This is a genomic window from Fusibacter sp., from assembly GCF_057447755.1.
Genome location: NZ_JBVBZF010000091.1, coordinates 1 through 12,179, shown reverse-complemented (window position 1 = coordinate 12,179; position 12,179 = coordinate 1). Strand labels below are relative to the sequence as shown.

Genomic DNA, 12,179 nt, shown 5'->3' with positions numbered 1-12,179 from the left:
CTTCGCCACCAAATAATCCACTTGGTTGACTAGATCTTCTAGGTTTCTGCCTTTACCCACAAAGGCTGGATAACTATTTATGCCCACGACACCCCCAGTTTCCATAATTGCCTTCAGTTGAGCGTCAGTAAGATTTCTCGGGTGATCCCACATGGCCCTTGCATTTGAATGGGATGCAATAATAGGTCTCGTACATATGCCTGCTATGTCCCAAAAGGTTCGTTCATTTGCATGCGAAACATCTACAATCATCTTAAGCGTTTCCATCTTCTTTACTGCAGCCCTCCCAAGAGATGTCAGACCACGATCAGAATTTCCTCTAACACCTGTTGCCAATGCGTTTTCCTCATTCCAAGTCAAGGAAGCATGCCTTGCACCGATCTCATACAAATCTTCCAAGGGCTTTAAAGAATCTGTAATATAACTCAATCCTTCAAGACCAATTAGGCCACCTATTAGACCTTTTTCAAGGGCCTTTTCATAATCCTCATAGGACTTTACAATTTGAAGAATGTCCCCACACTCCACGAGTTCATTTTTCATTTCTCTGACGATGGTCTCAAGTCTCGCCATAGGGGCCTCTGTAAAGGGGGGATCAATCCAAATCACAAAAATGCCACCTCTTACTTGACCAATCTTGTGATTGTTCAGATGATATTTTCTAAAAACATCCCTTTCACCAGCCAATCTTTTTTGGGCGATGTGTGTCCAAATATCTTCATGCGCATCAAAAACTCTCATTGTAAACCTCTCTTATCATAACCAAATTCACGTCATTATCGTAGTCATCAGAATAAAGTCCTCTTAAATTGGTTTCTGCCTCACCCACTTGGTTGTCATAAGGATCATCTCTCGGAAAAGACTTTTCAAACTCAAAGGGCTCTTGAAAATCAAAGTTACTCATCATTCTGAATGGGTCCAAGTTGCCAAAATAAAAATGCCATTTATCAAAATTGCCCCTTCTAAAAGCACTTTCGCCGTAGGAGGGATCTGAAAAACACCAACCATATGGTGCTACATAAAAGGCACACCAATCGTGCATGCCCGTACCACCACCATGAGTTGCCATAAGCCCCGATGAAAATGCTGCAGGGATGCCTGCAATTCGAAGCAAAGTAATCATCAAGAGGGCTTGTACCCCGCAGTCACCTCTAAAATTCAGAGCACCATACTCAGGGATATTGGTCAACATTCTATAGGAGCCCATAAACCGATAATGAATGTTTTGGGTAACAAAGTCGTAAATGCGCTTTGCCTTAAGTAGAGGTTCAGTTTCATCACCAATAATTTCATGCACTAGATTTACAAGTAGAGGTGTAAATAAAATATGGGGACTTTTTTCCGCCAAATAAACCTCTTTTGAGCCCTCATCCAGTTTCTCATATAGATTTTTAGGCTCAAGAATGTCATCTGAGGACGATTCTGTATCCTTTTCCGTATTTAAAAAACCAGATTTTTTCTCAAGTGCCTCAGCGACTTCATAAAGGGGCCTATAAACCATGTGATTTAAGAACTGATATTTTATTTTAAAGGTATCCGTCTTAGGGTCTGACTCAAGATAGGCCACCCTTTGAGATGATTTTTCATCTGATATCTTTGCGTTTGCATCTGATACTTCTAAAAGTGCAACACGCTTGGTAAAATGCGATTTCCTAGCAAGCGGTAAATAAAATCTTCTGACGTTTTCATCCCTATCCTTTATCACATGGTTTTTTAGATTTAGACGCGCTTCAAGGGATATTTCTACAGTCATCTCCCCCTGTGTTTTCATCTTTTCTATGGCCTCATCAATGGCTTTATATTCATTTAAATAGAACTCAGCCGGGGCATAGAGGGCAATTTTTTTTCTTTCTTCCAAGGTGCACTTTTCTTTGATCACCGTTTTAACCGCGCGTTTGTGGTATTTTTTCTCCCCATTGACCATATGCCAAAGCAAGTCACCCTCTTCCTCAAGCACATCAATTTCATGCACCTCAAGATTTGAAATCAAGGGGGAAAGGGCATCAAACAAGGATGCCTTTGTATAGATAAAATCCCTTTCTAAAAGTGTCATGTTCAAAAGCTCATGCTCAAGCCTCTGCCTTAGCAAGGGAGGACATTTATAAGACAAATGCCTTTTAATAGCAGCTCTCGCTGCATCAAATGCCCCCATATGCACCAGCTGTTCAATATGATCAGGACATTTTAACCTTAAATATTCTAAATGATGTGACATTTCAGCCTCATTTCTCATGCTTACCATTCTTTAAGCCTTCTCTGTTTTAATCAAACCTATGACACTTTGTCCCTAATAACATAAACAATGCCATTCCAAACATTAAAGAATTCGCTCACCAAATACTCTCTTGGTACTTTATCCGACGTATTTGCCGCCGGGTCGTTAACCCTAAAATAGTATTGACCCTCCTTAAAGAAGAGGCCTGTAATCACCACTAGGTGTCCGCTTGGATAGGTTTGATAGACCCCGTGTAGGGCTTCAAGCTCTTTTACCTTTATAGAAGCAATCAAAGGGATGCCTTCTTTGAGATAGCCTTCAATTTCAAATAGGGATTCTAGGCGTTCCACATGGGCTCTTAGTCCTCTTTCATTGGCATAAGCCACATTATAGGACCAATTGCCGTATATGCCAGTACCATTGTCAATAACCCCTTTAGCAGTGTCTGTGATTTGTTTTTCAAGCCCGTAGTATGCCATGACCATGGTTACACATGTCGGACTACAGATTTTGTTTCCAATCTCGGGTATATCAAGCTGTGAATAAGGTTGAACTTTTAGGTGGATATCCACAGTTTGGTCCACATATGGACGCTTTTCACTGGCTTCAACTGGTTTAAAGGCAATAAAATAATTTTCGAAAATTGGCGAAGGTGTTCCATGGTCTTTTCTAAACAATTCAACACGGACACAGACCGCATCTGCATGACCACGGTTAACCAAAAGCAAATCCACATCAAGTGTTGCAAGGATGTCTTTTTGTCCATTGAAACTGCCAGTGTTATTGCCCTTGTCACTCCATTTGCCATAACTAAACCACGAAGACCATTTTCCCTCCGTTCTGATCTTCACCCAGATTTCTACAGAAGTATTGTCATGGGTTTTGGAAGACCACGACATCACCAGATTGGTAAATGGTTTAACCTCAAGAACATCAGATTCAAAGATGCCATGGTTGGATTGATCCGACAATTCCAAATGGTCTTCAGCAAATATTAAATGCTCATAGGTTCCCTTTGATAAATTTCCCACTAATAGATTTTTCTCCATTTAAACTCTCCTCATCTCTGCCTTAGAATAGGTCAAGCCAAGGCTGCTCTATAAAGTGTCATTTCCTCCTCATTCGCCAAAACCCAATGGTCCGGTCTAATTTCCACCCACTTGGGTGGATCCACTTCATAGTTGTGGATATCTCGATCGTATTTCTCAATTTTTCTATTTTTTTCGGTTTTGGGATCCGGCATTGGAATTGCTGAGAGAAGGCCTTTCGTATAGGGATGAATCGGATTTTGATAGAGTTCTTCTGTCTCTGCCAGCTCTACAATTCTACCCTTGTGAATAACTGCAACTCGGTCGGTGATAAAGCGGACCACGGACAAGTCATGTGCAATAAACAAATAGGTTAATCCAAGTGTTTTTTTCAGGTCATTCATGAGGTTAATAACCTGGGCCCTAATGGACACATCAAGGGCTGAAATCGGCTCATCTGCAATAATAAGCTCAGGTTTCATGACCAGGGTTCTTGCAATTCCAATCCGCTGGCGTTGTCCTCCTGAAAATTCATGGGGAAATCGGCTTGCGAATTCTGGTAGAAGCCCTACACTGAGCAGTGCCTTTTCGACTTTTCGCTTTCGATCGGCCTCATCATCAAAGAGCTTGGTATTGTAAAGCCCTTCTGACACGATGTAATCCACCTTTGCACGTTCATTTAAAGAAGCCATAGGATCTTGAAAGATCATCTGAATATTTTTGATAACCTCTTTATCCAGTTTTTTATCAATCTTACCATTTATTTTTTGCCCATTAAATAAAATTTCGCCTGAATCGGTTTCATTAATCCGCATAATGGCACGGCCAATGGTCGTCTTACCTGAACCCGATTCGCCAACAAGGCCGAAAGTCTCACCCTTGTAAATGTCAAAGTTCACACCATTTACGGCCACAAATCTATTTTTTCGCTTGCCAAAGGCAACGGTTAAATCCTTTATTTCAAGTAGCTTTTCTCGCTTCATTGACTTCTCCTTTCATTCAGGAGTTCTATAATCTTTGGTCGTTCCACCTTAGGTGCTCTCTCATCCAAAAGCCATGTCTTTGCATAGTGGGTGTCAGAAATTTTAAAGTAAGGCGGTCTCTCTACAAAATCAATCTTGAGGGCCTTTTCGTTTCTGAAGGCAAAGGCATCCCCCTCCACCTTTTTAAAGAGATTTGGTGGTGTACCCTTGATTGCATAAAGGGGTTCACCTTTAATCCCTAGTTGTGGTAAAGAGGCAAGCAAGGCTGAGGTATATGGATGTCGTGGGTCATAAAAAATTTCTTCTGACAGGCCAATTTCAACGATATCACCGGCATACATAACAGCGACTCGATCTGCCACATGTGCCACTACTCCAAGGTCATGTGTGATGTAAATTACAGTGAGTTGATACTTCTTTTGAAGCTCGCCAATAAGTTCCATAATCTGAGCCTGAATGGTCACATCTAGGGCTGTAGTGGGCTCATCACAAATGAGGATTTCAGGATTACAAGCTACTGCAATGGCAATGACCACACGTTGACGCATGCCACCTGAAAACTCAAAGGGATACTGTTTATATCGTCTTTCAGGTTCATCAATCCCGACATTTGCCAGAATTTCATAAACGGCATTTGTCGCCTCGCTGCCCCTAAGACCTTGATGTTTCACAACAGCCTCTCTGACTTGTTTACCAATGGTCTTAAGAGGATTTAAACTCGTCATAGGATCTTGAAAGACCATAGCAATTTCCTTACCTCTGATTTTTAGCCAATCTTTTTCTGTTTTAAAAGTCGCCAAATCGTAATCCTTGTATTTGATCGATCCTGAATCAACCCACCCATTTGCGTCTAAAAGGCCCATGAAGGTCTTGGTAAAAACGGACTTTCCAGAGCCTGATTCACCTACGATGGCAAGGCTCTCGCCACGATATAGCGATAAGGAAGCCTCTCGAATTGCCGTAAGGGATCGTCCTCTCAAATTAAATTTAACGACCAGGTCCTCTATGGTCAGAATAGGCGTTTCATGGTTTGAATTTTGTATTTGATTTATGCTTTGACTCATAAGGCCCTCCTAAACATGATTTCTTGGATCTGCAGCATCTGCAAATGCATTACCCATAACGTAAAATGCAATGGTGATTAAGGAAATGACAATTGCAGGGAAGAATAATTGATATCTCAAGGATTCACTCATCATGAGGAGTCTACCTTCATTTACAAGATTGCCCAGCGAAGGGATATCCACGGGTAAGCCTAAACCAATATAAGTCAAAAAGACTTCAAGTCCAATTGCTGTAGGAATTGCCAGTGCCATCCTGAGCATAATGACCGATACCAAATAAGGGACCAAATTTTTGGAAATAATTCTGTTGATTGGCGTACCAAGACATCTAGACGCCAGATTGTATTCCCGATCTCTCAGAATAACAATCAGGTTTCTAACCAGCAAGGTCATACCCAACCAGCTGGTGATACTCATGGCGAAGATCAAGGTAAAAATGCCCGGCCGCATGATATAGGTGAGCAATATCAGGACAATGGTGGTCGGTATATTGTTCCAAACATTGTAGATTTCAGTAATAACTCGGTCCAACTTTCGCATATAGCCCCATACTGCGCCAATAATAATGCCGACGATTACCTCAAAGAGACCCACCATAAAACCTATGATTAATGAGGTTCTGGTGCCGCTCCAGATTCTGGACCAAAGGTCTTGACCAATTGAATTGGTTCCAAACCAAAACTCGCCATTAGGTGCTACATTTCGATATTGCATGTTGGTAACTGGGTCATTATAGATTTTGGTCGGGAGCTTCTGGTTGGGCAAGAGAGGTTGTATAAAAGTAAAGGCAAGCAGTGCCACGATCATGATGAGTAGAAAAACCGCCACCTTGTTCTTAAAGAAAACCTGAATGGTTGACTGCCAATAAGAATAGTTCGAATAACCGATTTCTTCACTGGCAGACTGATCATAGTCGGCAAAGGTGAACAGGGTCTGGTCTATATTGTCTGCCATGTGCTTCATTCTCTGATTCATCATCTGCCACCTCCCTGTGCTTCAAACTTAATTCTTGGATCAAAGAAGGCCATGAGCACATCACCCATTAAAAGGCCAAAGATGCTAATTGCCGCATAAATCAATACAAGGGCTTGAACGAGTGGATTGTCTTGACGCTGGATAGATTCCACAAGTAAACTGCCAATGCCAGGAATTGAGTAGAGTGATTCAATATATAGTGAACCACTTATGGCAAATAAAATGGATGTCGGTAAATATTGAGCCATTGGTACAAAGGCATTTCTCATGACGTGCTTAAACATAATTTCCTTGCTTTTTAAGCCCTTTGCCCTTGCCAATCTAATGTAATCCTTATTGAGTTCATCCACCATATAGCGTCTCATCCACATGGCGTAGCCTGCCAAGCTCACAAGCGACATGGACAATAGAGGCAGAAAAAAGCTTGCCTTATCATCTACATCGAATAAGATTGGGAGTTTAAGCCAAGAGGTGAGATAGAGCTGGAGGAAGAGATAATAAACCGCCGAGGGAACCGCCCTGATGATGACGATATAGAAGGTACCTGCCCCGTCTATGAGCCGGTCCTTATGATGGGCCATGCTAATGCCCATCCAAAGCCCTAAAATAATGGCAAACATGATTGAACTAAGTCCAAGCCATAAAGAGTAGGGTATTTTTTTTGCCAGAATCTCTGTAACAGGAACCTTTGCTCTGTAAGTAATGGAAGTTCCTAAGTCTCCCTTCATAAGGCCTTTATAAAAATTGAACAATTGAATGTGCATTGGATCTCTAAGACCCATCCCTGTCATAATTGCTTCTCTTTGGGCTTCATCTAGCTTATCATAGCCATCTCCAAAATATCCTTCTTCAGGCATAAGTCTCATAAGCATAAAGACAATGGTTGTGACGATAAAAAGTGTAATAAACGATCTGAAGATCCGCTTAACGATATACTTAAGCATGATTTCCTCCTCTTTTAGATTATGAAAGGGGTGCCTCTTAGAGGTTTTCCTCTAGGACTGCACCCCTTAATGCCTTGCCGATTTAAATGGGTTTATTGAACTTTTTTAAGTGCTTCTTCTCGTTCTGTCTGCCATTTGATTAGATTTTCGTTATATTCTGCGCTGTTCATCGGTTTAGCCAATATATGCTGTAGCTTGTATCTCTCAGAAGATACACCAAATGGGGAGTACATCGCTTCAAACGGGTCAAGTCTTGAAGAGATGTAACCGCCGCCACCAAGTGCGTAAGGGACTACAAATGCCTTATCGATTAAATAAGCTTCTGCCTTAGCAAACAATTCATAACGTTTTGCTATGTCAACGCGCTCTGCTTTTGCTGCATTGACAAGGGCTTCATAAACTTCATATAAGTTGTTGCCGTCTGCATCTGTTTCAGTACAGTACTCTGGGAAGTTGTAGTTTGAATCTCTTGCAAATGGATCTGTGTAGGTCTCAGGATCTGCATAGTCAGGTCCCCAGTTTACTTCCATTAACGAATAATTACCCGCTCTTCTTGTAGCGTTTAGGAATCCTGTTGGTGGATATGGTGATAAGTAAACTTCGATGAAGTCATCACCTAAGACACCTTGGATTTGTTGCTGTATAACTTGGGCTCTGTTTGTTGCGTCAGAGGAACCAGAATTATATGGCATGTAGAGTTTTACAGGGAAAGTTGCCTTACCTTCAAGCTCTTTCATTGCTTGTGCTTTGAATTTTAAAGCTTCATCCTTGTTAAAAGAATCTTTATCCACAAAACCTGCAAGATCTGAAATCATGACGAAATCCTTGCCATCCACAGACGTAAAGTTTTTAGGTGTAATCGTACTAGAGAGTCTCTTTTCAGGATCATAAGGCTCTGATGTCAACATTGCCGCTCTTCTGTCAAGTGCGTGGAACAATGCCTTTCTGAAGCTTGTGTTGTTCACAGCTGCTTTCCAGTTATCAGGATCAAAAGCTGCATCGAAGGTTGGATCGAAGTTGATTGCAAAGAAATAAGTGTAGAAGCTTGTAGTCGCAGGTCTAAACAAGTCTTTTTTACTTGCGTCATTCATCCACTCATCAATTGATGAAGATGGAATTTCAACCATTGACGTTTCGCCTCTGAGGTAGAGTTCTGTACCTAGGGAATCCGCTTCCTTGTTGTATTTGAAAGTCAATTTTTCAATGTGTACATTTTCTTTATCCCAGTAGTTATCATTTTTCGTAAGAACGCGTTTTGTCTGAGGTTCAAATGTAGAAAGGATATAAGCACCATTGTATAAAAGTTTTGCATTGTCTGTTCCAAAACGATCTCCGGCTTCTTCGAGGAATGGTCCGTTAACCGGGAAGAAACATACATAAGTCAACATAGACAAGAAATATGGTGTTGGTTTTGATAACCTATACTCTAAGGTGTAGGTGTCAACTGCCTTTACGCCAACCTTACTGAAATCTGTGATTTTACCATCATAAAAATCTTGAGCGTTTGCAATAACATCATATGCGATTTGAGCCGTTTTTGACTCGTTAGCAGGATTCAAGATGTATTCAAGTGAATCCACAAAATCCTGTGCTGTGACATCTGCCACTTCTTTACCTTCATAATCATACCATTTAACGCCTTCTCTGATTTTAAAGGTCCAAACGAGACCATCATCAGATACTGACCACTCTGTTGCAAGTGATGGCTTAACAACACCGTATTGATCATATTCAATTAAAGTGTCGATGAAATTTGCTGCGATACCAAACTCACTTGTAGAGTTTGTGGTTAAATAATTTAAAGTGGTTACTTCGCCGGAATAAACTGCTTTATATTCTTGTACTTCATCATACTTTGCAGTTTCAGTTGCGACGACAGTTTCTGTTCCACTTGAAGTCGTATTTTCTGCCGGCTGTGTCGCTGCTGGTGTTTCAGGCTGTTTTGTGCCACAACCAGAAATAACGAGCATGATCACAAGCATAAGCGATATGACTTTTTTCATTTGATAGTCCCCCTTTTTCATTTTCTTGATTTGAATAATTTAAAACCTCTGACTATACTACTGCAAGCCTCATGCCAAATGTCTGAATTGTCTAAAAAATAGTGGTCTAATCCTTTAACTTAAGGCTCAAGCAATTGAGAGTTCCGTCAAATTGCCTCTTTCTTTGCAATGGTCAGCAATAAAAATAAACACCGCCCTAGGGTGGCCTTAAAATCAAACTTCCTTGCAGACACAATAAAATCCTGAGAATAGGATTTTAAGGTCCAATTATCAGGATTTAGATATGTCATATTTTTTCAATTTTTCATAGTATACCGATCTTGAAAGACCAAGCATTTCATAAGTTTCCTTATGCTTAAAACTATTTTTCTCCAGTGCTTCTAAAATCATTTGCTTTTCCATTTCCTGAAGTTGATCCTTCATATTGATGACTTTAGGCTCTGATTTTACATTTATGGTAATGTATTCAGATTCTATAATTTCTGAATCTGAAATATTCATGGCACGCTCAATGACATTTTCAAGCTCTCTTACATTGCCTGGCCAGTGATAAGACACCATTTTATCCAGTGCTTCACCTGAAAAATCCTTTTTAGGAATTTCAATCTCTTCAGAAAGTTTTTCCATAATATTGCGAATCAAAGGGTAAAGGTCCGACTTTCGATCACGGAGCGGCGGCATTTCAATCGGAAACACATTGATGCGATAGTATAAATCCTCGCGGAATCGCTTTTCTTTTATGGCTTCCTCCAAATTCACGTTCGTTGCTGCAATCACCCGGACATTTACATGCGTCGGCTGAAGCGCTCCCACCTTGTAAAAGCTCTTGTGTTGTAATACATGTAGCAGTTTGCCTTGTACATCTAGTGGCAGTTCACCAATTTCATCCAAAAATATAGTGCCACCTGAGGCAAGTTCAAAAAACCCTTTCTTTCCTGAACGTTCAGCCCCTGTAAATGCACCTTTTTCATATCCAAAGAGCTCACTTTCAAATAAGGTTGACGGAATTGCAGTGCAGTTCACACTGATGAAGGCTTTTGACTGTCCCCCTTGCAAACGGTGGATTTCCTTGGCGATGAGTGATTTTCCTGTGCCACTTTCTCCGGTAATCAGGATTGTCGATCTGGATTTTGAAGCCTTATAAGCCAAATGCATCACTTGTTGCATGGGCTGGCTTGAACCAATGATTTTTTCAAACATCTGATGAAGGCCATCTGTGGCTTCTGTAAGCAAGGACTCATTGGCCATTTCCATCTTCATGAGGATTTCATTCCGTTTCATCATAAGTGCTTCCAAGTTTGAAACATCTACGATTTTAAGGACCACACCCTCTGGTGCTTCTGGTTTGCCAATCGGCTGAAGGGTACATAGGGTAGGCCTTTTGTTAATCTGATAAAAGGTCTTTTCAAAATAGGTGGCCTTTCCATTTAAGCTATCATATATTTTACTCAAGAGTTCATTATACTCAAAAATATCACCAATGCGTTTGTTGATGACTTCATAGGATTCCTCATTTGGCACTTTTGCTCTAAAGGGTTTCTGTTCAAGCAAATCCCTCAGCGTCTCCTTGCGTATACTGTAACCCCTAGCTTGGTGAAATTTCAAAAGCCCCGTCTTACCATCCATGACCACCACATGGCCAATTGCATGGGTATAGTGCATGATGTAAGGGATGCCATCGATTGCAATTTCAATGTTCTTTTCAACGATATCTATGATGACTTCAATAAATCGACCTGCAAAGGCACCTGAATATTTTAATTTTCGATTAATGGCCTTGTTTCGCCAGTTCTTGATAATGCCCTTTTGACTCGTATCGCCATAGATCCCTACAGCGATAAAGGCATCTCCTGGTTTCAAATCGTTATATGGCAAATTCAATACGTCGAGGTCTTCAACGCTGATATTGCCATCATCGTAGCCCATCCTATTATTGGCGATGACCACTAAGTCACCCTTTTCAATCCTACCCGCAGGATGCAGACTGGTTCTTGTAAAAACCACACCTGTGATTTCCTTTGCCACTTGATTGTAAGCTTTTACAGTGCCTTCTCGATCAATGTAGATAAATCCCTCATCTATTTCATCTAATAATTTAGAAGTATCCATATGCGCTCCTTATATGACAACTGGCTCTGATTTGATATAATTTATGTAGTTGCCATTCCCTCTCGTATTAAAAATTATAACATAACAAAACTGGAGATTGGCACTAATTTTGCGTTATATCATTACATAAAATAATTTTCGCATATATCTAGGAGGTAGTATGAAATTTCCAAAACCATTGAAAAAGGGCGATAAAGTTGCTATTCTATGCCCTTCCACACCGACCAGCAAAGCGCGTGTAGACCGTGCTGAAAAAGCTATGATATCTCTTGGTTTAAATCCAGTGATGTTTCCCTCGTGTTATGCCTATCACGGACACCTTTCAGGCACAGATCAGCTTAGAGCAAATGATATCAACGAAGCTTTTACAGATCCATCTATCAAGGGCATTATTTGTTTAAAGGGCGGGTCCGGTTCCACAAGGTTACTTAATTTGCTTAATTACGATCAAATCTCAAAGCATCCAAAAGTCTTCATAGGTTTCAGCGACATTACAGCACTCCACGTGGTGTTCAATCAAAAGTGTGATTTGGCAACGTTCCATGGTCCCATGGCATCATCCGATGTCTTTACAGACGTTAATCATCCCTACTATCACGACGACTATACCATGGAGAGCTTTATCACCAATATTATGTCTGACGGCTTTAAAGGCATCCTGAAAAATCCTGTGGGTGAAGACTTTGAAACCCTTTATCCAGGGAAATGTAGTGGTGAGTTAATCGGAGGAAACCTCTCCTTGTTAACGGCTACATTGGGCTCACCCTTTGAGGTCAATACAAAGGGGAAAATCCTTTTTATTGAAGAAATTGCCGAACCCAACTATAAAATAGACAAAATGCTAACGTCGCTTGCGCT

At 40.8% G+C, this 12,179-nt stretch carries 10 protein-coding genes; 1 reads left to right on the top strand and 9 read right to left on the bottom strand.

All coding sequences use genetic code 11. The features are described from left to right. The 9 genes from AC220I_RS11650 to AC220I_RS11610 all read right to left on the bottom strand — a co-directional run. The coding region (locus AC220I_RS11650; RefSeq protein WP_486724006.1) for a dipeptidase at window positions 1-741 on the bottom strand (741 nt) is incomplete at its 3' end. After that, a complete protein-coding gene (locus AC220I_RS11645) occupies window positions 728-2,215 on the bottom strand; it encodes a transglutaminase-like domain-containing protein (protein WP_486724005.1) in 1,488 nt (495 codons plus the stop codon). The genes AC220I_RS11650 and AC220I_RS11645, both read right to left, overlap by 14 nt. Before the next feature lie 56 nt (window positions 2,216-2,271). Next, window positions 2,272-3,264 carry a C39 family peptidase gene (locus tag AC220I_RS11640; RefSeq protein WP_486724004.1) on the bottom strand — a complete coding sequence of 331 codons (993 nt, stop codon included), beginning with the start codon at window positions 3,262-3,264 and terminating at the stop codon, window positions 2,272-2,274. Between the two features lie 32 nt (window positions 3,265-3,296). Beyond that, window positions 3,297-4,226: an oligopeptide/dipeptide ABC transporter ATP-binding protein gene (locus AC220I_RS11635; protein ID WP_486724003.1), complete on the bottom strand. Its 930-nt coding sequence runs from the start codon at window positions 4,224-4,226 to the stop codon at window positions 3,297-3,299. Continuing rightward, complete coding sequence (locus AC220I_RS11630; RefSeq protein ID WP_486724002.1) at window positions 4,223-5,290, bottom strand: ABC transporter ATP-binding protein; 1,068 nt, start codon at window positions 5,288-5,290, stop codon at window positions 4,223-4,225. The genes AC220I_RS11635 and AC220I_RS11630 overlap by 4 nt, the downstream gene beginning before the upstream one ends. A gap of 9 nt (window positions 5,291-5,299) precedes the next feature. Next, entirely contained in the window at window positions 5,300-6,268 is a 969-nt protein-coding gene (locus tag AC220I_RS11625) for an ABC transporter permease (RefSeq protein ID WP_486724001.1), read from the bottom strand. Continuing rightward, complete coding sequence (locus AC220I_RS11620) at window positions 6,265-7,209, bottom strand: ABC transporter permease (protein WP_486724000.1); 945 nt, start codon at window positions 7,207-7,209, stop codon at window positions 6,265-6,267. The genes AC220I_RS11625 and AC220I_RS11620 overlap by 4 nt, the downstream gene beginning before the upstream one ends. 92 nt (window positions 7,210-7,301) lie before the next feature. Further along, a complete protein-coding gene (locus AC220I_RS11615) occupies window positions 7,302-9,212 on the bottom strand; it encodes an ABC transporter substrate-binding protein (protein WP_486723999.1) in 1,911 nt (636 codons plus the stop codon). A gap of 270 nt (window positions 9,213-9,482) precedes the next feature. Further along, the gene (locus tag AC220I_RS11610; protein WP_486723998.1) at window positions 9,483-11,321 is read right to left on the bottom strand and encodes a sigma-54 interaction domain-containing protein; all 1,839 of its coding nucleotides are present in this window, start codon (window positions 11,319-11,321) and stop codon (window positions 9,483-9,485) included. Between the two features lie 160 nt (window positions 11,322-11,481). Here AC220I_RS11610 and AC220I_RS11605 point away from each other — a divergent pair. After that, a partial coding sequence (locus AC220I_RS11605; RefSeq protein WP_486723997.1) for a S66 peptidase family protein occupies window positions 11,482-12,179 on the top strand: 698 nt, incomplete at its 3' end.

What these genes read in the sequence shown, in the direction of transcription:
- AC220I_RS11645 (WP_486724005.1), bottom strand. Translation starts at nt 2,215, where the DNA reads ATGTCACATCATTTAGAATATTTAAGGTTAAAATGTCCTGATCATATT.
- AC220I_RS11640 (WP_486724004.1), bottom strand. Translation starts at nt 3,264, where the DNA reads ATGGAGAAAAATCTATTAGTGGGAAATTTATCAAAGGGAACCTATGAG.
- AC220I_RS11635 (WP_486724003.1), bottom strand. Translation starts at nt 4,226, where the DNA reads ATGAAGCGAGAAAAGCTACTTGAAATAAAGGATTTAACCGTTGCCTTT.
- AC220I_RS11630 (WP_486724002.1), bottom strand. Translation starts at nt 5,290, where the DNA reads ATGAGTCAAAGCATAAATCAAATACAAAATTCAAACCATGAAACGCCT.
- AC220I_RS11625 (WP_486724001.1), bottom strand. Translation starts at nt 6,268, where the DNA reads ATGATGAATCAGAGAATGAAGCACATGGCAGACAATATAGACCAGACC.
- AC220I_RS11620 (WP_486724000.1), bottom strand. Translation starts at nt 7,209, where the DNA reads ATGCTTAAGTATATCGTTAAGCGGATCTTCAGATCGTTTATTACACTT.
- AC220I_RS11615 (WP_486723999.1), bottom strand. Translation starts at nt 9,212, where the DNA reads ATGAAAAAAGTCATATCGCTTATGCTTGTGATCATGCTCGTTATTTCT.
- AC220I_RS11610 (WP_486723998.1), bottom strand. Translation starts at nt 11,321, where the DNA reads ATGGATACTTCTAAATTATTAGATGAAATAGATGAGGGATTTATCTAC.